Source organism: Streptomyces sp. NPDC059452 (assembly GCF_042750035.1).
Classification (GTDB): Bacteria; Actinomycetota; Actinomycetes; order Streptomycetales; family Streptomycetaceae; genus Streptomyces.
In genome coordinates this window covers 340,475-362,798 of sequence record NZ_JBHYVE010000003.1, presented here as the reverse complement: position 1 = coordinate 362,798, position 22,324 = coordinate 340,475, and the positions used below count along the sequence as shown (strand labels likewise).

At 71.3% G+C, this 22,324-nt stretch carries 21 protein-coding genes and 1 pseudogene; 16 read left to right on the top strand and 6 right to left on the bottom strand.

The annotated features are described in order from the left end of the window. Positions 1 to 58 precede the first annotated feature (58 nt). Positions 59 to 997, bottom strand: coding sequence for an oxidoreductase (locus tag ACFW9Z_RS06975; RefSeq protein ID WP_384635482.1), 939 nt, complete (start codon positions 995 to 997; stop codon positions 59 to 61). 208 nt (positions 998 to 1,205) lie between these two features. After that, on the bottom strand, positions 1,206 to 2,150 hold the full coding sequence (locus ACFW9Z_RS06970; RefSeq protein WP_384635479.1) for a carbon-nitrogen hydrolase: 945 nt from the start codon (positions 2,148 to 2,150) through the stop codon (positions 1,206 to 1,208). Between the two features lie 151 nt (positions 2,151 to 2,301). Between ACFW9Z_RS06970 and ACFW9Z_RS06965 the strand changes: the two genes are divergently transcribed. Continuing rightward, a complete protein-coding gene (locus tag ACFW9Z_RS06965; RefSeq protein WP_384635476.1) occupies positions 2,302 to 3,495 on the top strand; it encodes a LacI family DNA-binding transcriptional regulator in 1,194 nt (397 codons plus the stop codon). 199 nt (positions 3,496 to 3,694) lie between these two features. Here the strand turns inward: ACFW9Z_RS06965 and ACFW9Z_RS06960 are convergent. Continuing rightward, positions 3,695 to 4,129, bottom strand: a pseudogene (locus tag ACFW9Z_RS06960) (hypothetical protein); the annotation flags it as partial. A gap of 299 nt (positions 4,130 to 4,428) precedes the next feature. Between ACFW9Z_RS06960 and ACFW9Z_RS06955 the strand changes: the two are divergent. The 8 genes from ACFW9Z_RS06955 to ACFW9Z_RS06920 all read left to right on the top strand — a co-directional run bounded on the left by ACFW9Z_RS06955 (position 4,429) and on the right by ACFW9Z_RS06920 (position 12,001). Further along, positions 4,429 to 5,697, top strand: a complete 1,269-nt coding sequence (locus ACFW9Z_RS06955; protein ID WP_384635473.1) for an ATP-binding protein — start codon at positions 4,429 to 4,431, stop codon at positions 5,695 to 5,697. Next, the gene (locus ACFW9Z_RS06950; protein WP_164614402.1) at positions 5,694 to 6,098 is read left to right on the top strand and encodes a roadblock/LC7 domain-containing protein; all 405 of its coding nucleotides are present in this window, start codon (positions 5,694 to 5,696) and stop codon (positions 6,096 to 6,098) included. The genes ACFW9Z_RS06955 and ACFW9Z_RS06950 overlap by 4 nt, the downstream gene beginning before the upstream one ends. Continuing rightward, positions 6,095 to 6,469, top strand: coding sequence for a DUF742 domain-containing protein (locus ACFW9Z_RS06945; RefSeq protein WP_384635470.1), 375 nt, complete (start codon positions 6,095 to 6,097; stop codon positions 6,467 to 6,469). Before ACFW9Z_RS06950 ends, ACFW9Z_RS06945 begins: the two co-directional genes overlap by 4 nt. Before the next feature lie 118 nt (positions 6,470 to 6,587). Beyond that, positions 6,588 to 7,142, top strand: coding sequence for an ATP/GTP-binding protein (locus ACFW9Z_RS06940; RefSeq protein WP_384635785.1), 555 nt, complete (start codon positions 6,588 to 6,590; stop codon positions 7,140 to 7,142). 91 nt (positions 7,143 to 7,233) lie between these two features. Continuing rightward, positions 7,234 to 8,649, top strand: a complete 1,416-nt coding sequence (locus tag ACFW9Z_RS06935) for a cytochrome P450 (protein WP_384635467.1) — start codon at positions 7,234 to 7,236, stop codon at positions 8,647 to 8,649. A 290-nt stretch (positions 8,650 to 8,939) separates the two neighbouring features. Then, the gene (locus ACFW9Z_RS06930; RefSeq protein WP_384635782.1) at positions 8,940 to 10,070 is read left to right on the top strand and encodes a cytochrome P450; all 1,131 of its coding nucleotides are present in this window, start codon (positions 8,940 to 8,942) and stop codon (positions 10,068 to 10,070) included. Between the two features lie 179 nt (positions 10,071 to 10,249). After that, a complete protein-coding gene (locus ACFW9Z_RS06925) occupies positions 10,250 to 10,987 on the top strand; it encodes an enoyl-CoA hydratase/isomerase family protein (RefSeq protein WP_384635779.1) in 738 nt (245 codons plus the stop codon). Positions 10,988 to 11,011: 24 nt separating this feature from the next. Then, positions 11,012 to 12,001: a TerC family protein gene (locus ACFW9Z_RS06920; protein ID WP_384635465.1), complete on the top strand. Its 990-nt coding sequence runs from the start codon at positions 11,012 to 11,014 to the stop codon at positions 11,999 to 12,001. Positions 12,002 to 12,227: 226 nt separating this feature from the next. Here the strand turns inward: ACFW9Z_RS06920 and ACFW9Z_RS06915 are convergent, their stop codons facing one another. Then, the gene (locus ACFW9Z_RS06915; protein ID WP_384635462.1) at positions 12,228 to 12,830 is read right to left on the bottom strand and encodes a GNAT family N-acetyltransferase; all 603 of its coding nucleotides are present in this window, start codon (positions 12,828 to 12,830) and stop codon (positions 12,228 to 12,230) included. 154 nt (positions 12,831 to 12,984) lie between these two features. On the opposite strand from ACFW9Z_RS06915, the gene ACFW9Z_RS06910 reads away from it, so the two are divergent. The 5 genes from ACFW9Z_RS06910 to ACFW9Z_RS06890 all read left to right on the top strand — a co-directional run bounded on the left by ACFW9Z_RS06910 (position 12,985) and on the right by ACFW9Z_RS06890 (position 17,954). Then, positions 12,985 to 13,785: a VOC family protein gene (locus tag ACFW9Z_RS06910; RefSeq protein WP_384635459.1), complete on the top strand. Its 801-nt coding sequence runs from the start codon at positions 12,985 to 12,987 to the stop codon at positions 13,783 to 13,785. Positions 13,786 to 13,933: 148 nt separating this feature from the next. Beyond that, a complete protein-coding gene (locus ACFW9Z_RS06905; RefSeq protein WP_384635456.1) occupies positions 13,934 to 14,329 on the top strand; it encodes a molybdopterin-binding protein in 396 nt (131 codons plus the stop codon). 178 nt (positions 14,330 to 14,507) lie between these two features. Then, complete coding sequence (gene modA / locus ACFW9Z_RS06900; protein WP_384635453.1) at positions 14,508 to 15,332, top strand: molybdate ABC transporter substrate-binding protein; 825 nt, start codon at positions 14,508 to 14,510, stop codon at positions 15,330 to 15,332. A gap of 99 nt (positions 15,333 to 15,431) precedes the next feature. Continuing rightward, positions 15,432 to 17,459: an ABC transporter permease gene (locus ACFW9Z_RS06895; protein WP_384635450.1), complete on the top strand. Its 2,028-nt coding sequence runs from the start codon at positions 15,432 to 15,434 to the stop codon at positions 17,457 to 17,459. 129 nt (positions 17,460 to 17,588) lie between these two features. Continuing rightward, on the top strand, positions 17,589 to 17,954 hold the full coding sequence (locus ACFW9Z_RS06890) for a PH domain-containing protein (protein WP_084747410.1): 366 nt from the start codon (positions 17,589 to 17,591) through the stop codon (positions 17,952 to 17,954). A gap of 86 nt (positions 17,955 to 18,040) precedes the next feature. On the opposite strand, the gene ACFW9Z_RS06885 is transcribed toward ACFW9Z_RS06890, so the two are convergent. Next, positions 18,041 to 18,811 (bottom strand): peptidoglycan recognition protein, encoded by a 771-nt coding sequence (locus ACFW9Z_RS06885; RefSeq protein ID WP_384635446.1) that lies wholly within the window; start codon positions 18,809 to 18,811, stop codon positions 18,041 to 18,043. Between the two features lie 169 nt (positions 18,812 to 18,980). On the opposite strand from ACFW9Z_RS06885, the gene ACFW9Z_RS06880 reads away from it, so the two are divergent. Then, on the top strand, positions 18,981 to 20,564 hold the full coding sequence (locus ACFW9Z_RS06880) for an APC family permease (RefSeq protein ID WP_384635443.1): 1,584 nt from the start codon (positions 18,981 to 18,983) through the stop codon (positions 20,562 to 20,564). Between the two features lies 1 nt (position 20,565). Next, on the top strand, positions 20,566 to 20,994 hold the full coding sequence (locus ACFW9Z_RS06875) for a universal stress protein (RefSeq protein ID WP_384635440.1): 429 nt from the start codon (positions 20,566 to 20,568) through the stop codon (positions 20,992 to 20,994). Positions 20,995 to 21,064: 70 nt separating this feature from the next. Here ACFW9Z_RS06875 and ACFW9Z_RS06870 read toward each other — a convergent pair whose 3' ends face one another. Beyond that, on the bottom strand, positions 21,065 to 22,291 hold the full coding sequence (locus ACFW9Z_RS06870; RefSeq protein WP_384635437.1) for a cation:proton antiporter: 1,227 nt from the start codon (positions 22,289 to 22,291) through the stop codon (positions 21,065 to 21,067). Positions 22,292 to 22,324 lie beyond the last annotated feature (33 nt).

The following is a 22,324-nucleotide window of genomic DNA, read 5'->3' as shown; positions in this document are numbered from 1 at the left end:
ACCCAGCACCCAGCACCCGCACTCGGCATCCAGCGCCCGGGCCCCGGCACTCGGCGGATCAGTCGGTCACGGCGCTCCGGTGCAGGCCCTCCAGCAGCTCCAGCTCGTCCTCGGAGAGGCGGAGCTGACCGGCGGCCACGTTGGCGGTCAGGTGGCCGAGGTCGCCGGTGCCGGGGATGGCCAGCACGTGCGGGCCCCGGTGCAGCGTCCATGCCAGCCGGACCTGCGCCGGGCTCACCCCGTGCGCCCGCGCGACGGCGAGCACCTCGGCGGGCTCGGATGCGGTCACGCCGCGCTCCCCGCCCGCCGCGGCTATCGAGAAGAACGGCACGAACGCGATCCCCTGCTCCCCGCACTCCCGGACGAACGCGTCGTCCTCGGGCCGCACGCCGATCCCGTACTGGTTCTGGACGCAGACCACCGGCGCGATGGCCAGGGCCTCGGCGAGGTGGGCGGGGGTGATGTTGGAGAGGCCCAGGTGGCGGATGAGCCCGGCCTCGCGCAGTTCGGCCAGGGCGCCGAAGCGCTCGGCGATCGACTCCGTACCGCTGATCCTGAGGTTCACCACGTCGAGGTGGTCACGGCCGAGCTGGCGCAGGTTCTCCTCCACCTGGCCGCGCAGTTCGGAGAGCGTGCGGGCATGGTCCGCCCACTCCCCCGCCCGGTCCCGGGCCGGACCGACCTTGGTGGTGATCACGAGGTCGTCCGCATAGGGGGCGAGGGCGCTGTTGATCAGCTCGTTGGCGGAGCGCAGCGGGGAGAAGTAGAACGCCGCCGTGTCGATGTGGTTCACCCCGAGCTCGACGGCCTTGCGCAGTACGGCCATGGCGGCGTCGCGGTCGCGGGGGACGGCGTCGGCCACGAGCGCCTCGCCTGTCTGCGGCAACCGCATCGTGCCGAAGCCGATGCGGTTGACGGGCAGATCACCGAGCGTCCAATGGCCCGATGCGGCTGCGGAGATGGGCTGCGAGGTACTTACGGAAGTCGCGGAAGTCATGTCCAAATGATCTCCGTTCCGGCGGCCCCCCGGCTATGGGGTTAACCCGCCAATCCCCCCTGAGGTCCACCAGGTCCCGGCCCTGAGGTCCACCGGGTCCGCTCCTTGAGGCCCACCGGCCCCCGGTCGCCCCGGCAGCCCGTCAGCCCGGTCAGTCCGGTCAGCCCCGGTCAGTCCGGTCAGCCCCAGTCAGCCCCGGTCAGCCCGGTCAGTCCGTGACCGTGAGCGGGCCGTAAGCGTCCGGGCGGCGGGTGGTCAGGAACGGGAACAGCTCCAGCCAGTCGCGGCGGGCGTCGAGATCGAGGTCGGCGACCAGGACGGCGGGCTCGTCGCGGGGGGCCTGGGCCAGGACGCGGCCGTACGGGTCGACGATGAAGGAACTGCCGTAGAAGGTGAGGCCGTTCTCGGCGCCGATGCGGTTGGGCACGACCATGAAGGTGGCGTTGGCGATGGCATTGCCGGTGATCACCTTCTGCCAGAGCGGCTGGGAGTCGAAGCCGGGGAAGCCGGGCTCGGAGCCGATGGCGGTCGGGTAGACGAGGACATCGGCACCGGCGAGCGAGTAGGCGCGCGCCAGCTCCGGGAACCACTGGTCCCAGCAGGTCGGCAGGCCGAAGCGGGCCTCGTCGACCTCGACCAGCGGGAAGGCGTCGTCGCCCGCCGGGCCGGGGCGGAACCAGTCGTCCTCGTAGTACCCCTCGGTGACCGGGATGTGCGTCTTACGGGTGCGCTGGGCGAGGGTGCCGTCGGGGGCGACGAGGATCGCGGTGTTGTAGCCGAGGCCGTCGTCCCGGCCGCCGGGCGCCGGGGCCTTCTCGTACAGGGAGGCGTGGACGTACACGCCGTGCTCGCGGGCGGCCTCGGCGGCGAAGGTGAAGGTGGGGCCGGTCAGCAGCTCCTCCGGCGCGGCGGGCTCGGGGTGGTCGGCGCGGCGGACGACGGCGAAGTACGGCGAGAGCGTCAGCTCCTGGAGGCAGACCACCCGCGCCCCTTCGGCGGCGGCGAGGCGGATGCCCTCCAGCAGGGCTGCGCGGTGCTCGGCGGGGTCGCGGTGCCACCGCTGCTGGACGGCCGCGACGCGCAGGGGGGCGCGCTCGGCGGGGCGGGTCCGGGTGGGGGAGGCGGGCGGGTTGTACGCGGTGATCAGACGCATGACCGGTTCCAAGGGGTGGGGCGGGCGGGGCAGGGACGGGGAGGACGGAATGGGGTGCCGGAACGTTCCGGCATGGGCCGAATCTAACCTTGCCGGAACGTTCCGGCAACCCTTCTCCCCGTACCTTCGTGAACGTCTAGACTTCACCCCCGTGACCTCCCGGACCGTGACCCTGCTCGACGTAGCCCGCGCCGCCGGGGTCTCCAAGAGCACCGTCTCCGACGCCCTCCAGGGCTCGGGACGCGTCGCGGAGGCCACCCGGGACAGGGTCCGCGCGGTGGCGGAGGAGCTCGGTTACCGGCCCAACAGCGCGGCCCGGCGGCTGCGCCGCTCCAGCACCGGGGCCATCGGGCTGCATCTGCCGCAGACCGCGACCCGGCTGGACTACTACATGAACCTCGCCTTCGGGGCCGTCGCGCGCGCCCAGGAGGAAGGACTCGACGTGGTGCTGCTCGCCCCGGTGGGCGTCACGGGCACGGCAGGTACGACAGGCTCCGCGAGCGGGCGGGTCGCCTCGCGGGTCGACGGGCTGCTGGTGATCGACCCCGAGGTGGGCGACAGCGCCGTACCGGGATTGCTGGACGCGGGCGTTCCGGTCGTGACCGGCGAGCGCTACCTCGGCCCCGCCGCCGCCCCCAGCGGTGCCGTGATCTGCGACAACGCGGCCTCGCTGACCGCACTCCTGGACCATGTGACCGAGCGCGGCGCCCGCCGCCCCGCCGTCCTGGCCCCCTCGGGCACCTCCGCCTGGGCCACCGCCCTGCGGGCCACGGCAGCCTCCTGGGGCCGGGCCCACGGGGTGGAAGTGGCCCTGCGCACCGTGCCGTTCGCCGCGACACCGGGCGAGGCGGAGGAGACCACGCTGGCCCTCCTGCGCGCGGACCCGGCGGTGGACGCGGTGATCTGCGCCCCGGACGGCGCGGCCCCGGGCGTCCTGCGGGCGGCGACCACACTGGGCCGCACGGTCGGGACCGGCACCATGGCCCGCACGGTCGGGACCGGCAGCACAGCCCGCACGGCCGACGCCGCCGCCACCATGGCCAGTACAGCCGACGCCCCCACGCCCCGTACGGTCAGCGCCGCCACACCCCGTACGGCAGGCGAAACCGACGCCTCCCGCCGCACCGCCCCCCGCCCCCTCCTCCTCGTCGCCTCCTGCGTCGACGGCACCGCCACCCGCAGCGCCGAGCCGCCCGTCACGGCGGTGGACCTGCGCCCGGCCGCGTACGGGCGCGCCTGCGCCGAGCTGCTCTGCGACATCCTCGCGGGCCGCACCGCCCCGGACACGGTCCGCCGCCACGCCTGGGCGCTGGAGACCAGGGCCTCCACCACACCGCCCGGCTGACGGAGAACCGTAAAAAGACCCCGGGTACCGAGTCGACCTCTCAACTGGTCACCGGGCCCGGCCCGTTGTGGCGCGCATGCGTAAGGCACATTCTTCCAGGCGCATCCAAGCCGAACACGGTATCGCCCGTCCGAAGAACCGACGCGTAAACGGAATCCATCACGGAAACCGCCACCTCGGACACCACCGCCGATACCGCCGCCGTACGGGCCATCACGTCCGCCAGCAGCGGGGCCGGACAGGGGCAGCGGTGCTCGCCGCTGCTGAACGACAGGCGCGCGGCGCCCGAGACGTTGACCGCGAACCGTTCGTCCGTCAGCAGCAGCCGCCGCACCAGCAGCAGCAGCAGCGTGTTGCAGATCCAGTTGGCGGTGGGCTGCTGCGCGGCGGCGATCACGGAGATCAGGTCCTGGACGATCTCCTCGTCCATCAGGCCCGCCTCGTGCGTCACCACGCGGGAGGTGACATCGGCTCCGGGGGCCGCCCGCTCCTCCTTGACGAGCTGCCGCAGCCGGTCGCCCACGCACATGGAGGCCGCCACCGGGTCGTCGCCCTTCACCGGCATCCCGCACATCTGGACCACGACCCGCATCGGCAGGGCGTGGACGTAGCTGCTCATCGACCCCGAACGACCTCCACAGGGGATTTCGGGCCGGAATCCCCTCCTCCACGTCTCCCCAATGTGAACGTTCTGCGTCAAGTAGCCACCGGCGTGGCGCTCTTGACTTTTCATCACGTGGCCAATGATAAGATCATCTCACTTCCAGTGGGCTGATGGCATATGGGGGCATTCCGGGAGGAATGGATTCCTCGGCCCCACCTTCGGAGGGGTACCTCCCGAAGCGGCGCACGGTCGCGGCGAACGAGCCCTGGTCGCGTGCCGCATGACGGGGTGTCAAGCCGTTTCCAGCCATGGCACTTGAAGTGAGTCTCATGACATTTCCACAGGGCCCCGTCATCTGGGCGCTGGTTGTCGTAGCACTGGTCGCCGTGGGTGCCGTCCTGCGTGCGCGCGCGACCAATATCAGGCTGCGCAGGCGCAACGCCGAGCTGAGCGAGGAGCGCGACGCGCTCCTGCGGCAGCGGGACGAGCTCCACGTCGTCCACAACGGGCTCCTCCAACGGCAGGCCTCCGAGCTCGCCGAGGTCCGCAAGGACGCCGAGGAGGAGACCAAGGCGGTCCTCAAGGCGGCCGTCCGCACCCTCCAGGGGCTCGCCGACGAGCAGCAGGTCGTGATCGAGAAGGCCCAGCGGAAGTACGGGGACGACCCCGGGATCCTCGCCGACCTGATGGCCATGGACCACGCCAACAGCCAGTTCGGGCGGCGCGCCCAGGGCATCGCGGTGCTCTGCGGCGGCTGGCTCGGCCGGCGCGAGACCGTGGCCTCCGTCTTCGACGTGGCCCGCAGCGCCCAGGGCCGTATCCGCCACTTCGACCGGGTCCGGGTCAACGGCCAGGTGAACTTCTCCGTGGTCAGCCGGGCCGTCGAACCGGTCGCGGTGGTCCTCGCCGAGCTGCTCGCCAACGCCACCAACTACTCCGCCCCCGGCACCCCGGTGGAGATCAACATCCAGGCCGTGCCGACGGGCGTCTGCCTCATCGTGGACGACGCCGGTCTCGGCATGGGCCAGGAGGAGAAGGACCGCGCGGCGGCCCTCCTGACCCCCCGGGCGGCGATCAGCGTCTCCAGCCTGGGCATCCCGCCGCAGTTCGGGTTCGCCGTCTCCGGGATGCTCGCCGCCCGCTACGGGTTCCGGGTCTCGGTGGACTCCGTTTCCCCCTATGGAGGCGTACGCGCGGTGGTACTGATCCCCGACGAACTGCTCACCACGGAGGTGCCGCAGACCGCCGCACCCGCCGAGACGCCCGAACCGCCCCAGGCCTTCGGGGACCGGCAGCAGCCGCAGGTCCACCAGCCGGACCAGTGGCAGCAGGCACCCGCTGCCGCGCCCAACCCGCCCACCCCGCTCTTCCCGCCCGCCCCGCATCCGGACACCGCCACGCAGCCGCTGGCCCAGATCACCACCACCTCCGGGGGGCTGCCGAAGCGTCGTCGCAAGAGCCCGGTCTCCGCGGTGCCCCCGGCCGCCCCCCAGCCGGTCCGCAGCAACGAGGAGACCGCCTCCCGCCTGGGCGCGTTCCAGCGCGGCACCCGCTCCGGGCGGTCCACGACGACCACGGAAGGACCCGAGATCCAGTGAACCCCGATCTGTCCTGGGTACTCAACGACCTGCTCCAGGTACCCGGAGCCCGGCACGCGATCCTCGTGTCCGCCGACGGGCTGCTGCTCGCCAACTCCAGTGAGATCGGCCGGGACGACGCGGAGACCGTCGCCGCGGCCATGAGCTCCATGCAGTCCCTCAGCCGGGCCGTCGCCCCCTTCATCGGCACCCGCGACCCGGGCCGCTGGCGGCAGACGCTCCTGGAGTACGAGGACGGCTGGATCTTCCTCATCGCCGCGGGCACCGGCGCCTACCTCGCCGCCACCGCCGCCGCCGACGTGGACATGGAGGCCATGTCCTTCCGTATGCAGCAGCAGGTGACCGCCCTGGGGAAGGCGATGACCACCCCGCCCCGCCGACACGCGGACAGCGAGATATGAGCGCACCGGGCGAGGAAAGCAGCGTCAGCAGCGGGTTCGTCCGGTCCTATGTCATCACCGGGGGACGGGGGCTGCCCGACGCGGAGGACCTCTCCCTCGTCACGCTGGTCACCCTCGCCGCCGACCGGCAGCCGCCGCCCAACCCGAGCCCCGAGATCAAGGCGATCTGGGAGCTCTGCTCCGGCGGCTACCTCTCGGTGGCCGAGGTGGCGGGCCACCTCGGGCTGCCGGTCGGGGTGGCCCGGCTGCTGCTCCAGGACTTACACCAGCAGGGACACCTACTGCGCCGGAAGGCGCCGCCGCCCGCCCAGCTCGTCGACAGGAAGATCCTCGAAGAGGTGTTGCATGGACTCCAAGTCCGGTTCGGCTGAGAGCGCCGGGATCTATGGAAGCGCCGGGATCTATGGAAGCGCTGGGATCTCTGGAAGCACCGGGATCCCCGAGAACTCCGAGAGCTCCGAGAGCACCCGGGTCGCGGGGAGCATCTACGTGCCCGACGCCGTCCAGCGCGCCGCGAAGATCCTGGTCGTCGGGCACTTCGCCGTGGGCAAGACGACCCTGATCGGCACGCTCTCCGAGATCACCCCGCTGCGCACCGAGGAACGGATGACCCAGGCCGCGGCCCAGATCGACGACCTGCGCGGGGCGCCCGACAAGACGACGACCACCGTCGCCCTGGACTTCGGGCGGCTGACGCTCAGCGACGAGCTGGTGCTGTACCTGTTCGGTACGCCGGGGCAGCAGCGGTTCGTGGAGCTGTGGGAGGACATGGCGCGCGGTTCGCTCGGCGCGCTGCTCCTGGTCGACCCGGCGCGCCTCGCCGACACCTTCCCGGTGATCGACCTGGTCGAGACGTACGGGCTGGAGTACGCGGTCGCCGTCAACAGCTTCGACCCGTACTCCCGCCACGCCGAGGACGAGCTGCGCGAGGCGCTCGACCTGCTGCCGGACACCCCGGTCGTCTACTGCGACGCCCGGGACCAGAAGTCCTCCGCGCAGGCCCTGATCACTCTCGTACGCCACCTCCTGAGCCACGCGGCCTGAGCGGCGGCCCGCCCCGCGAAGCCGGACGCACCCCACACGCACCCGAAGCCGGGGCCGACCGGGCCCCGCGATCACACCGAGGAAGCCGAACATGGACCCGTCGCCGGGAGCCACCCCGTACAGCGCCCCCGCCGGGTGCCCCATGCACCAGAAGCAGCCGCAGACGTCCCTGTACGGACCGGAGTTCGCCGCCGATCCGCACCGGGTCTACGACGCCTTCCGGGCGCACGGCCCCGCCGCCCCGATCGAGCTGGCGCCCGGGGTGGACGCCACGCTGATCGTGCAGCACGAGGCGGCGCTGCGGGTGCTCCAGAACCCGGCGCTGTTCGCCCGGGACTCGCGGCGCTGGGCGGCGCTGCGCGAGGGCGCGATCCCGATGGACAGCCCGGTGCTGCCGATGATGATGTACCGGCCCAACTGCCTGTTCACCGACGGCGCCGAGCATCTGCGGCTCCGCAAGGCGGTCACCGAGTCGCTGGCCCGGCTCAACAGCAGCCGACTCAGCCGGGACGTCGAGCGGATCGCCGACTACCTGATCGACCAGTTCATCGAGCGCGGCACCGCCGACCTGCTCAACGAGTACGCCAAGCTCCTGCCGCTGCTGCTGTTCAACCAGCTCTTCGGCTGCCCCGGCGACATCGGCGACCGGCTGACCCGCTCGATGTCCGCCATCTTCGACGGCGAGGACGTGCTGCGCGCCAACGCGGAGCTGACGGAGTGCCTGATGGAGCTGGTCGCGCTCAAGCGGCGTCAGCCCGGCGAGGACATCACCTCCTGGCTGATCCAGCACCCGGCGGGGCTGCGGGACGAGGAGCTGAAGGACCAGCTGGTGATGCTGATGGGCGCGGGCGTGGAGCCGGAGCGCAATCTCATCGCCAACGCGCTGCTGCTGATGCTCGCCGGGGACCAGCCGGGCGGGCCCGAGCGGCGCGGTTCGGGGATGCTCGTCGAGGACGCGCTGGACGACGTCCTGTGGAACAACCCGCCGATCGCGAACTACGCCACGCACTACCCCGTACGGGACATAGAGGTGGACGGGGTGGTGCTGAAAGCCCAGACTCCGGTCCTCATCAGCTTCGCCGCCGCGAACAGTGATCCCTCGCTCACCGACGCCCGTCAGACCCTGAGCAAGGGGGCCCATCTGGCCTGGGGTGCGGGCCCGCACGTCTGCCCGGCCAAGTCCCCCGCGACGCTCATCGCGCTGACCGCGATCGAGAAGATCCTGAACACCGTGCCCGACCTCTCGCTGGCCGTCCCGGCCTCGGGCGTCGGCTGGCGTCCCGGCCCCTTCCACCGGGCCCTGATCGCCCTTCCCGTACGGTTCACACCGACCGCCGCACGCCGTGCCGCGACCGGTGTGCAGCCGCCCGCGCAGACCTCGGCCCAACTGCCCGACCCCTACCGGACGGTAGCCCCGCAGCCGGTCGGCGACCCCCGTCACGCTGCGGAGTCGGGCAGGAAGTCCAAGGGCTGGTGGAGTTCGTTCCTCGATGTGTTCCGGGTCTGACGCATTGGTTTCCGCGTATGACTCACGGACCGACAATTCGCAGATGACAACGGGCATTTGTGACGATTGCATGTGACGGGGGCAACAAAGTCCGATGCTTGCCACGGCTGTTCGGAGGGGTAGGTTCTGGGCGGTAACCAAGGGCCTAGACCAAGGAACTCTGCGTGAGCATCACAGGCGGTACGGACAGGACCCCCGATGGGCGGCGCGCAGTGATCGGTCTGCTCCGGAGGCTCAATTCGCCCGAAGGACAGGCCGATCCCTACGGAATACTCGCGGAGCTGCGGACGATGGGTGACGTCGTCCGTGCTCCGTGGAACGGCTACTTCGTCACCGGGTTCGACATCTGCAGCCAGGTGCTGCGCGGCCGCAACTGGCTGGCCCCCGACTTCGCCTGGCAGGAACGGCAGGACGACTCCAAGCAGTGGGACGCGATCGCGACCCGGGAGATGACCGGCACCCTCGCCCGCCTCAACGCCCCCGAACACACCTGCCAGCGCCGCTCCTTGGGCAACCTCTTCGACCGCTCCACCATCGAACGCCTCACCCCCGACGTCGAGCGCGACGCCGACCGGCTCCTGGACGAGCTGGCCGACAAGCTCCGCTGGGGTGAGGCCGACTTCGTCTCCACCGTCAGCGAGCAGCTGCCGATCAGCACCGTCGGCGGCTGGCTGGGCCTGCCGCCCGAGGACTACCCGCACATCCTGGAGATCACCCACAACCAGGTGTACGCCCAGGAGTTGCTGCCCACCAAGAGCCAGCTGGCGATCTCCGCCGAGGCCACCGTACAGCTCCGCGCCTACTTCACCGCACTGGTCGCCCGGCGCCGGGCCGAGCCCCGCCACGACGTGCTGACCGGCTGGATCCACACCTGGGACGCGATGCAGCCGGACCGGGAGCAGGCGGACGAGATCCTCTACCGGCTCACCATGTTCGTCACCATCGCCTCGCTGGAGACCACCGCGACGCTGCTGACGGCGATGGTCTCCCTGCTGACGGCCGAGCCCGGCCGCTGGGAGTGGCTGCGGGCCCACCCCGAGCACATCGACGCGGCCGTCGACGAGGCCCTGCGCTACGACCCGCCGATCCACATCAACACCCGGATCGCCGCCGAGGACACCGTCCTGGCCGGCGTGCCGGTCAAGAAGGACAGCATGGTCCACGTCCTGTACGGCGCCGCCAACCACGATCCGCGGCGCAACCCCGACCCCGGTGCCTTCGACATCCTGCGCGGCGGCAGCCACCTCACCTTCGGCGGCGGGGTGCACTACTGCCTGGGCGCGGCCCTCGCCAAGCTGGAGGCCCGGACGCTGCTGGCCCGCATGCTGGAACGTTTCCCCACCCTACGGACGGTCTCCCCGCCCGCGTACGCCCCCCGCATGGTCTTCCGGCGGATCACCTCGCTGGGCGTGGCGCTGTGAAGCTCTCGCTGCCCGACTTCCTGACCCCTTCCTCCTCGTACGAACGCCCCGAGGAGCCGACCGAGGAACGGACCGAGGAGCGACCCACCGAGCATCCCGACCAGCATCCCGGCCAGCGTTCCGACGAGCCCTCCGCCGAGCCGACCGCCACGGTACGCACCCGGCGCGAGGGCCCCGTCCTGTACGTGGAGCTGTACGCCCCCGAGTCGGGCAACGCGGTCACCGAGGCGATGCTGGACGAGCTGCTGGACCTCGTCGCCGTACCGGACCCCGAGGTGCGGGTGCTGGTGCTCAGCGGCGCCGGGGACGACTTCTGCCTGGGCGGCGACCGCACCGAGTTCGCCGACTGGCTGGCGGAGGACCCCACCGGCCGGGGCATCCGGGTCGCCGGGGAGAAGGCCCGCCGGGTCTGCGAGGCGATCTCCGGCAACCGGGCCGTCACCATCGCCCGGGTCCAGGGCAAGGCCATCGGCGCGGGCCTCGCGCTCGCCCTCGCCTGCGATCTGCGGGTCGGCGCGGACACCGCCTCCTTCCGGCTGCCGGAGCTGGCGCTCGGGCTGCCGACCGCCTGGGGCGGGCTGCTGCCCCGGCTGATCCACGAGGTCGGCGCGGCCCGGGTCCGTGAACTGATCCTCACCGGCCGGGCGTTCGACGCGGCCGAGGCCCACGCGCTCTCGGTCCTCCAGCGGGTGGTCCCCGAAAACGAATTGGACCAAGCCGTAGCGGCCTGGTCGAAGCCCGTCGTACGCCGTCCCGAGGCGGCCCTCCGAGTGACGAAAGCCCTGCTCAACTCCTATGCGGCCGCCACCCGGATGGCCGATCCATCCTTCCTCGACGCGGAGCTCATGGCCTCGGTCGCGGCAGCCGGTCGGCGCACACCCCCTCGCACTCCTGGGCCCGACCCGTCACACTCGTAACAATCAACTGGGGAGGTCTCGGGCGTGGATGTACCGGTATGGCTCTGGGTGGCGTTCGCCGTAACGGTGGTCGTCTCCCTCACAGTCGACTTGCTTGCCCACCGCAAAGCACATGTCATCGGCTTCAAGGAAGCGGCCTGGTGGAGCGTGCTGTGGGTGAGCCTCGCGCTCATCTTCGGTGGGGTCGTCTTCTACGTCCTGGGCACGACCGCAGGGACGGAATACACCACCGCCTGGCTTCTGGAGAAGAGCCTTTCGGTCGACAACCTCTTTGTCTTCGCACTGATCTTCGCCTATTTCAAGGTGCCCCGGGAATATCAGCACCGGGTGCTGTTCTTCGGCGTCATCGGCGCTCTGGTCTTCCGTGCGATCTTCCTGACGGCAGGCGTCGCGGTGGTCAACCGCTTCACCTTCGTCCTGTTCCTCTTCGCGGTCATTCTCTTCTACAGCGCCTACAAGATCCTCAAGGGCGAGGACGACAGCTTCGACCCGGGCAAGAGTTTCGCGGTGCGGCTGCTGCGGAAGATCATGCCGGTCCGGGACGAGTACGCGGGGACGCACTTCGTCATCAAGGAGGAGGGCAAGCGGGTTGCCACCCCGCTGCTCGCGGTGGTCGCCGCGATCGAGGCGGCCGACCTGCTCTTCGCCGTCGACAGCGTGCCCGCCGTGCTGGCGGTCAGCGACGACGCCTTCATCGTCTACACCAGCAACGCGTTCGCCATCCTGGGGCTGCGTGCCCTGTACTTCCTCCTGGCGGGGCTGCTGGACCGCTTCCACTACCTGAGCAACGGCCTGGCGATCATCCTGGCGTTCATCGGGGTCAAGCTCATCCTCCAGGCCTCGCACAAGATGATCAGCACCTCCATTCCGGAGATTCCCTCGCCGATCAGCCTCGCGGTGATCGTGGTCATTCTGACGGTATCCATCGTGCTCAGCATCCGGCGCCCACCGCCGCCGAGTACGGATGACGAGGAGAGCGCGGACAAGGCATCGGACGGAAAGCCCGCCGAGTAAGCCGAATATCCGGACGGTTCACCCGCAGAGCCAAGGGATCCGAAGGAGAGGGCCGGGCAGAGCGAAGGAAAGAAGACTTTCCCTGAGCACTGCCCGGCCTTTCGTCGGCGAAGGAGGCAAAGCCTTTCGCCGCTGAAAGGAACGAAGCCTCTCGCCGCTGAAGGGGGGAAAACCTCTCGCCGGCGAAGGAAGTGAAGCGGGCGAAAGGCCGGAGGAATCCGAGGGCTCACCCCGCGGCGAGCCGGGCCGTGAGGCGGGTCTTCGCGGCCGGCCACTCGTCGGCGAGCAGCGAGAAGTAGACACTGTCCCGCCAGCTCCCGTCGGGCCGCAGCCGGTGACGCCGCAGCACCCCCTCACGGGTCGCCCCGAGCCGCGCGATGGCCGCCTGGGAGCGTTCGTTGCGGTGGTCGGTCTTGAGCTGGACCCGCCCCATGCCCAGCTCCTCGAAGGCGTGGCCGAGCAGCAGCAGCTTCGTCTCGGTGTTGACCGCCGAGCGCCAGTACGCCCGGCCGTACCAGGTCCAGCCGATCTCCAGCCGCTCGTCGGGCACCGAGATGTCCAGGTACGTGGTCCAGCCGACGGCCCGCCCGCTCGCGCGGTGGACCACGGCGAACGGGACGTACGCACCGCGTTCGGCCTCGGCGAGCACCCCCTCCAGCCGGGTCAGCAGCTCCTGTGGGCTCTGCGGCGCCGGGCCGCCCTGCCAGCGCCACACCTCCTCGTCCCTCCCGCCGGCCTCGAAGAGGTCGTCCAGGTGGTCGGGGGTCAGCGGGACGAGGGTCACGTACTGCCCGGTCAGAGTCACGGGCCGAGGGGAAAGCGCAGGCATGACGGGACCCTAACCTTCTACGTACTAGCGCACAATAATTATGTACTAGTACGTAGAGGGGTGCTGCTTTCCCGGCGCGCGGACCCGCGGGCGGCTGGCTAGCGTGGCTGGTGGGGGAAGCAGGGGAAACCAGCACCGGAAGAGAGTCAGTGCCATGGCTGTACAACCCGAAGGCACCCCGTGTTGGGCGGACGCCATGTTCGCCGATCTGGAGGGCGCCAAGAGCTTCTACGGTGATGTGCTCGGCTGGACGTTCGACGAGGGCATGCCGGAGTTCGGCAACTACACGACGGCGTACGCGAACGGCAAGCGGGCGGGCGCCGTCTCCCCGCCGATGCCGGACACGGACGCCCCGTCCGCGTGGTGCCTGTATCTGGCCTCGCCGGATGCCGCCGCCACCGGCGAGAAGATCCGCGCGAACGGCGGCGAGGTGCTCGTGGAGCCCATGCAGGTCGGCTCGTTCGGCACGATGCTGGTGGCCCGCGACCCCGGCGGCGCGGTCTTCGGCGTCTGGCAGGCCGACACCCACGACGGGTTCGGGACGGAGATGGGCTCGCCCGGCGGGTACTGCTGGGGCGAGGTCTTCACCCGGGACCCGAAGGCGGCGGACACGTTCTTCCCGGCCGTCTTCGGCTACGCGGTGCGGAAGTTCGACGACGAGTCCATGGACTTCACGATGTACGACGTCCAGGGGCAGACCGTGCTGGGCCGGATGGCGATGGGCGACGACTTCCCGCCCGACATGCCCGCGTTCCTGAACGTGTACTTCACCGTCCCGGACTGCGACGCGGCGGTGGCGAAGGCGACCGAGCGGGGCGGGGAGCTGCGGTACGGACCGGAGAACAGCCCGTTCGGCCGGTTCGCGGCGCTCTCCGATCCGCAGGGCGCGCTGTTCTCCGTGATCGACGTGACGAAGACCGAGGGCGAGATGCCGCCGACGAGCCCGGCGGCCTGAGTCGAACAAGCCCGGCGGCCTGAGTCGGACGAACCTGGCGGCCTGAGTCGGGGGAAGCTCCGTACGTTTCTCCGAGAAGCCCGCATCTGCGATGGGTAATCGTCCGGAGAATGGTAAATGCCAGCCCAGTTGGCCTAGCGTGTCGCACATGCAGTCCTACACAATCGGTCAGGCAGCACGGCTCCTCGGCGTCAGCCCCGACACCGCCCGACGCTGGGCGGATGCCGGCCGGGTCGCGACCCATCGCGACGAGACCGGCCGGCGGCTGATCGACGGCCGTGCGCTGGCCGCCTTCTCGATCGAGGTCGGCCAGAGCGCCGGCGCCGAGGAGGAGACCCCGTACACCTCGGTCCGTAACGCCTTCCCGGGCATCGTCACCGCGGTGAAGCTGGGCGATGTCGCGGCCCAGGTCGAGATCCAGGCCGGGCCGCACCGGCTCGTCTCGCTCCTGACCCGGGAGGCCGTCGAGGAGCTGGGCCTGGAGGTCGGCATGCAGGCGACCGCCCGGGTGAAGTCGACCAGCGTGCACATCGACCGCACCTGAGCCCGGCCCGCCCCACCGGCGCCCGGGCGCCGAGCGCTGCCCGCACCCGCCGCCCTCCGGACCACCGCCGCTCCGGCAGGGCAGCACCCCGCACCACCGCTCCCCCGCGCCCCGCGCGACCTCGTCCTGCCCGGACGGCATCCGCCCACCGGGCTCGCAGCCAAGGAGTCCCACCCTCATGTCTCTCCTGATCACCCGCCGCCGTGCGGCGGCCGCCGTCCTGACGACCGCCCTCCTCGTCCCGCTCGCCGCCTGCGGCAACGACGACTCCGGCAAGGACACGAACGCGGGCAGCAGCGCGAAGCCGTCCGACTCCGGCTCCGCGTCCGGCGCCCCGGCCGCGAACCTGACCGTGCTGGCCGCCGCCTCGCTGACCGACGTCTTCAAAGAGGCGGGAGCGGCGTACGAGAAGGAGAACCCGGGCACGAAGGTCACGTTCTCCTTCGCGGGCTCCCAGGAGCTGGCCGCCCAGGTCAAGCAGGGTGCCCCCGCCGACGCCCTGGTCACCGCCGACACCAAGACGATGGACGGCCTCTCCGGCGAGACCGGCACACCGACGGTCATCGCCAAGAACCGCCTCGTCATCGCCGTCGGCGAGGGCAACCCGGAGAAGGTCGAGAACCTCAAGGACCTCTCCGACACCAAGCTGAAGGTCGTCCTGGCCGCCCCCGAGGTGCCGGTGGGCCGCTACAGCAAGCAGATCCTGGACGCGCAGAAGATCGAGGTGAAGCCGGTCTCCCAGGAGCCCAACGTCCGCGCGGTCCTCAGCAAGGTCGAGCTGGGCGAGGCGGACGCGGGGCTCGTCTACAAGACGGACGCCGAGACCGCCACCGACAAGGTCGACGCGATCGAGATCCCGGACGCGGAGAACGCCGTCGCCTCCTACCCGGCCGCCACACTGAAGGGGTCCAAGCACAGCGAGGCCGCCGCCGCGTTCGTCGCCTGGCTCTCCACCCCGGCCGCGCAGAAGATCCTCCAGGGCGCGGGCTTCCAGCAGCCGTAGGACCTCTCCCGAGGCCCTGGCCCCGTACGCTCCGGCAGGCCCGTCCCGTCCGACGGGTCTGCCGGGCACCGCACTCACCGCCGCCCGACGAGGTCGCCCATGAAACGCCCAGCACTCCGCCGTACGCCCGGGGCCCGCGCCCCGCTCCTGCTGACGGTGCCCGCGCTGCTGGCCGTGGCGTTCCTGATGCTGCCGCTCATCGGCATCCTGGCCCGTACCTCCTGGGGCGAACTCGGCACGCACCTCACCGCCGAGCCCACCACCCAGGCACTGCGCCTCTCCCTCCTCGTCTCGCTCTGGTCGCTCGGCCTCTCACTGGTCTTCGGGGTGCCGCTGGCCTGGCTGCTGGCCCGGGTGCCGTTCCCCGGCAAGGCGTTCGTCCGCTCGCTGGTGCTGCTGCCGATGGTGCTGCCGCCCACGGTCGGCGGGGTCGCGCTGCTGCTGGCGTTCGGGCGGCGCGGGCTGCTCGGGCCATGGCTGGAGGACACCTTCGGCATCACGCTCCCCTTCCACACCTCGGGTGCGGTCCTGGCAGCCACGTTCGTCGCGATGCCGTTCCTGGTCATCTCGCTGGAGGGCGCGCTCGGCGGACTGCGCCCCCGGTACGAGGAGACCGCCGCTTCGCTGGGAGCTTCGCCGGTACGGGTGTTCCTCACCGTGACCCTGCCGATGGTCGCCCCCGGGCTGATCGCCGGAGCGGCCCTCACCTGGGCGCGGGCGCTCGGCGAGTTCGGCGCCACCATCACCTTCGCCGGGAACCTCCCCGGCACCACGCAGACCCTGCCGCTCCAGGTCTATCTGCTGCTCCAGGAGTCACCGGAGGCCGCCACCTCCGTATCGCTGCTGCTCCTGGCCATCGCCATGATCGTGCTCATCGCACTGCGCGGCCGGTGGACCGGCACCCCGGGCGACCACCGCGAACGGTCCGCCCCGCGCCCGGAGGAGCCGACCGGAACCGCCGCACCGGCCGTTCTGCCGCCCGAACCACCCGCGTACGTAAGCGAGAAGACCTCCCCGTACGTAGGTGAAAAGACCTCCCCGTACGTACGCGAGAAGGCTTCCCCGCACGTCCTGGAGAAGGCCCCCCAGGAGCGCTGGCCCCTGCACGCCGACGTCACCGGCTTCACCCGCCTCACCCTGGACGCGGACCCCGGCACCACCATCGCGGTCGTCGGCCCCAACGGCGCGGGCAAGACCACCCTCCTGCGCGCCCTCCTCGGCCTCACCCCCCGCGCGCACGCCGAACTCCGCCTGGGCGACCGCGATGTGACGGCCCTCCCCCCGCACCGCCGGGGCGTGGCCTGGGTCCCCCAGGACGGGGCGCTCTTCCCGCACCTGAGCGCCCTGTCCAACACGGCGTACGGGCTCCGCACCCGGGGCGTCCCCCGGGCGGAGGCCCGGCGCGCGGCGCAGGCCTGGCTGGACCGGCTCGGCGTCGGCCACCTGGCCCACCGCAAGCCCGGCCAGCTCTCCGGCGGCCAGGCCCAGCGGGTCGCCCTCGCCCGCGCGCTGGCCGCCCGCCCGCGCCTCCTGCTGCTGGACGAACCGCTCGCCGCCCTCGACCAGACCACCCGGGCCCACGTCCGGCACACCCTGCGCCGCCACCTCGCCGACTTCGGCGGGGTCTGCCTGATCGTCACCCACGACCCGGTCGAGGCGGTCTCGCTGGCCGACCGGGTCCTGGTCCTGGACGACGGCCGGGTCCTCCAGGACGAGCCGCCCGCCGAGGTGACCCGCCACCCCCGCTCCCCCTGGGTGGCCCGGATGCTCGGCCGCAACGCCTGGCCCGGCACCGCCACCGCCGACGGCCTGGACCTCGCGGGCGGCGGCCGTCTCGTGGTCGCCGAACCCCTCGCCCCCGGCACGGATGCCCTCGCGGTCATCGCCCCCGAAGCCGTCTCCGTACACCGCGAGAGGCCCACCGGCTCCCCCCGCAACGTCTGGCCCGGCACGGTCCGCGAGATCGCCTCGGGCGGCAGCCGGCTCCGCCTCCTCATCACCTCCGACCGAGCGCCGGACCTGGTCGCGGAGATCACCCCGCAGGCGGCGGCCGAACTGTCCATCGCGGACGGCACGGAGGTCTGGACGGGCGTGAAGGCGACCGAGGTGACGGTGGTCCCGCTCTGACTCCACGTATGACACGCGCCCCGGCGGGAACGAGAGACGCGGGAACCAGAGCGCGGGAACGAGAGCGTGGGAACCAGACAACTGCCGTACGCGTACTCATGTACGACAGATCCGAGAGACGGGGCATCCATGGCACTGTTCGGCAACGCGCACACGATCAACCCGGCCACCGCCCAGCAGGACTACGAGCGTCTGCTCGGCCAGGGCGAGCAGGTGCACGCCGCGTTCCTGCTGATCCGTGACACGATCCTGTTCACCGACCGCCGGCTGATCCTCGTCGACAAGCAGGGCATCACCGGCAAGAAGGTCGAATACCACTCCGTGCCGTACCGCAGCATCACGCACTTCGCGGTGGAGACGGCCGGTACGTTCGACCTCGACGCGGAGCTCAAGATCTGGATCTCGGGCAGCTCCACCCCGCTCCAGAAGACGTTCACCAAGGGCGTCGACATCTACGAAGTGCAGGCGATACTGACGCAGTTCGTCGCGCGGTAGCCCGGCGGCGGGCGGTTCAGAAACCCGGTTCAGACAGTTCGGACGGTTCGGATGGTTCGGACGGTTCGGACGGTTCGGAGATCGGCTCAGAAGGACGGGCGCAGCCGTGAGGTCGCCGCGTGGCCCGGGGCGGCGGCGCGCAGCCGGGCCACGCGCTCCCGCAGCTCGGGCAGCAGCCCGTAGAGCACATCGCCCGGGCAGCGGGTCTCGTAGCTGTCGCGGTGGCCGGAGATGACGTTCAGCCGGGCCACCTGGCCCTCGTCGAAGCGGCTCTCGGCGTTCGTGGAGACCAGCTCCACCGTGGTGAGCGGGTCGATGCCGGGCCGCAGCTTCCAGGCGGCCAGCTTCACCAGCGCGTCCATCATCGGCTTCGGCACCTCGGTGCCCTCGCCGAAGGTGCCGATCGCCGCGATGCCGACGGAGTCGGCGTTGAACCCCTTGGTGTGGGCGCCGAGCACCGAACGGCCCACCCCGCCCGCCCGGCCCTCGTAGATGGTGCCGCAGCGGTCGACGAGGAAGTTGTAGCCGATGTCGTCCCAGCCGTCCTTCTCGACGTGGTCGGCCTGGACGGCCCGGATCAGCCGGGGGGCGTCCGCGCACTCGTAGTCGTTGGGGTTGCCCGTGTGGTGGACGAAGACCGCCTTCGCCGCGCCCGTGTACTGCGGGGCCTCCCGGACCAGCTCCTCGTCCGCCCGCCACTCCTGACGGCTCACGACGGCGGGCTGCGGCAGTCCGCGCGGCGGCCTCGGTCCGGTGGCCAGCTCCCGCTGCTGCTCGCGGGGCGCCGGTCCGTCCTGGAACACCAGGAGGACCAGAAGCAGCAGCAGGGTGCCCAGGGTGATTCGGCGGGACCACATGGACTCCACCCTGCGCTCTGGCCCCGGCCTTCGCAGAGGGGCGGGCCGATCGGGTGACCCCGCCCGACGGGGGCGCTTCGCCCGGAATGCGCACTGCGGGCGGTGTTCTTACGATGAGGTCCGGATCATCAGCCGCCCCCTGCGGCGTGCCCGGCCGGATCGAGGAGCCATGTCCCACGACGCTGTGCAGGACGGGGAGGGCGGGCGGCAGGACGGCTCGGCGGTCAGCCTGAAACCGAACGCCATCGGGTTCGTCGACGCCCTCGTCATCGGCCTCAACGCGACCTCCCCCGCCTACTCCCTGGCCGCCGTGATCGGCCCGATCGTGGCCCTGGTGGGGATCTACGCCCCGGGCGTCATGTTCGCCTCCTTCGTCCCGATGCTGCTGATCGCCTCGGCCTTCTACTACCTCAACAAGGTGGACCAGGACTGCGGTACGACGTTCTCCTGGGTGACCCGGGCGATGGGCCCGTGGGCCGGGTGGCTCGGCGGCTGGGCGATCACCATGACCGGGGTGCTGGTGGTCGGTTCGCTGGCCGATGTGGCGGTCAGCTTCACCCTGCTGGCGGTGGGTCTGGACAGCTGGGTGGCCAACGACTTCGTACGGCAGCTGCTCACCGTGCTGCTGATCATCGTGATGACCGGGCTCTGTGTGATCGGCACCGAGCTGTCGGCCAAGGTCCAGAACGCGCTGATCCTGGCCCAGGTGGCGTTCCTGCTGGTCTTCGTCGTGGTGGCGCTCTACCGGGTGTACGCGGGCACCACCGGCTTCGACTCCATCGAGCCGTCCCTGAGCTGGCTCGACCCGTTCGGCGCCGGCGGGGCCGCGCTGACCGGCGGGCTGCTGCTCGGGGTGTTCATCTACTGGGGCTGGGAGTCGGCGGTCAACCTCACCGAGGAGACCGAGAACTCCGCGAGCGCGCCGGGCAAGGCGGGGCTGTGGTCCACGGTGGTGCTCCTGGTGACCTACCTGTCGGTGGCCGTCGCGGTCGTCGCCTTCGCGGGTACGGCGTTCCTGGCCGAGAACGCGGAGGAGGAGGAGTTCATCTTCGCCCAGCTCGCCGGGGACGTACTGGGCGGCTGGGACTGGATCCTGCTGCTGGCCGTCGCCACCTCCGCCATCGCCTCCACCCAGACCACGATCATCCCGGCGTCCCGGACCGCCCTGTCGATGGCCCGCCGTCAGGCGCTGCCGCAGCACTTCGGTCACATCAGCCCCCGGTTCCGTACCCCTGACGTGAGTACGTGGTGGGTCGCCGGCATCGCCATCGTCTGGTACCTGGTGGTCAACCAGATCTCCACCACCGCCCTCTTCGACTCCCTCACCGCGCTCTCCCTCCTGATCGCCTTCTACTACGCGCTCACCGGGGTGGCCTGCGCCGTCTACTACCGGCGCCACCTCACCGAGAGCGTGCGCAACTTCGTCCTCATCGGCCTCGGCCCGGTGGTCGGTGCCGGGCTGCTGGCCTGGCTGCTGGTGCGGTCGGTGATGGACATGTCCGACCCGGCCAACTCCTACAGCGGCACCTCCTGGTTCGGGCTCGGTCCGCCGCTGGTCATCGGCATCGCGATCTCCCTGGTGGGCGTGGTCCTCATGGTGGTGTGGCGGCTGCGGGACGCGGTGTTCTGGCAGGAGCGCCCGTCGGTCGCCGACCCGGAGCTGGTGCACGCCACGACCCCGAAGCCCGCCGGTGGAAAGCCCACGGACGGGAAGTCCACCGACGGGAAGTCCACCGACGGGAAGGAGCGCTGACATGTCGGTCGTCCTCGGTTACGACGAGTCCCCCGGCGCCGCCCGCGCCCTGCGCATCGCGATCGAGGTGGCGGCGGCGTACGGCGAGGAGCTGGTCCTTGTCTACGGCGCCGCCGCCCCGGGCCTGCGCGACGGGGCCGAGTACCGCAGCCATTACGACGCGATCCGGCAGGCCGGCCGCACCGGCCTGGAGCACGCGCTGACGGCGGCCGAGGAGGCGGGGGTCTCGGCGAGTGTGGAGGTGCTGGACGCGAGCCCCGCACAGGCCCTCCTGGAGGCCGCCGAACGGCACGGCGCCCGGGTCATCGTGGTCGGCACCTGGGGCGAGAGCCCGATGCGCGGCGCCCTCCTCGGCTCGACCCCCCACAAACTGCTCCACATGTCCCCGATCCCGGTGCTGTGCGTACCGACGGAGGACGGCCGGCTCTAGACGGGGACGGCCCGCTCCAGAAGGCCGGGCTGAGGCCGGGGTGAGACCGGGCTCCGGACGGCGCGGGCCTTCACCACGCCTCCCCGCTCTCCGCCGCCCGCCCCGGAGCCCCCGCCCCCTTAGCACCCTCCCCTCCCCGCAGCAGCCGGAAGGCCAGCAGCGGGAACGTCAGCACCGACACCATCGCGGCGGCGACCAGGGCGGCGGCCTCCCCCGCGTCGATCACCTTCTCGTCCAGCCCGATGGCGGTGATCGCGACGACCAGGGGCAGACACGTGGACGCGAACAGCGCGAGCGCGGACCGGGGAGCGCGCCCGGTCAGGTCCCGCGGGGCCAGAAGGTAGGCCGGTACGCCCCGGACCAGCAGGAACAGCAGCAGGAAGACCGGCACGAGCAGCAACGGGCGGCCCCCGTCCAGGAGCGCGGCGAGGTCGAAGTCGATACCGGTGACGACGTAGAAGAACGGGACCAGGAAGCCGAACCCGATGGCCTCGACCCGCCCCAGGATCTCCCCGCTGCGCTCCGGCACCGCCCCCTGGAGGACCAGCCGGGTCAGCATCCCGGCGGCGAACGCGCCGAGCAGGGTATCCAGGCCGAAGACATGGGCCAGGCCCAGCATCCCGGCGAGCAGCAGCATCACGAAGCGGACGGCGAACTGGCCGCTGCTGTGCAGGGTCATGGCGATGATCCGGGCGAACCACGGCGGCCGGGGCCGCATCGCCCAGAACACCGCGCCCACCGTGATGACGGCGAACACCGCCAGGACCACGCTCGCCGCCCCCGGGCTCCGCCCGCTGAAGAGCAGGGCCATCGCGATGATCGGCCCGAACTCGCCGACCGAACCGAACGCCATCACCACCGACCCGAACCGCCCCTCCAGCCGCCCCGCGTCCCGCAGGATCGGCAGCACCGCACCGAGGGCGGTACTGGTGAGCGCGGTACCGATCACCAGGCTCTTCGCCAGGTCCGCACCACTGAGCAGCAGGGCGACCCCGAGCCCGGCGGCGAACGAGACGATCCAGGCCCCACCGGCCCGGCGCAGGGTGGCGCCCCGCACCTCGGCGAACCGGATCTCGTACCCCGCCAGGAAGATCAGCATGGAGAGGCCGAGGTCGGACAGGGCGTCGATGACCTGGTCGTGATGGGCCCAGCCGAGCACATCGGGCCCCACCAGGATGCCGAGCACGATCTCGAAGATGACGACGGGGACGGACAACCACCGCCCGGTCGCATAGCCGAGCAGCGGGGCGAGAACCGCCAGGGCCATGATCAGGACGAGGGTCCCGGGGTGCTCCATCGCTCGTGTATAGCAAGATACATAGAGGAATCA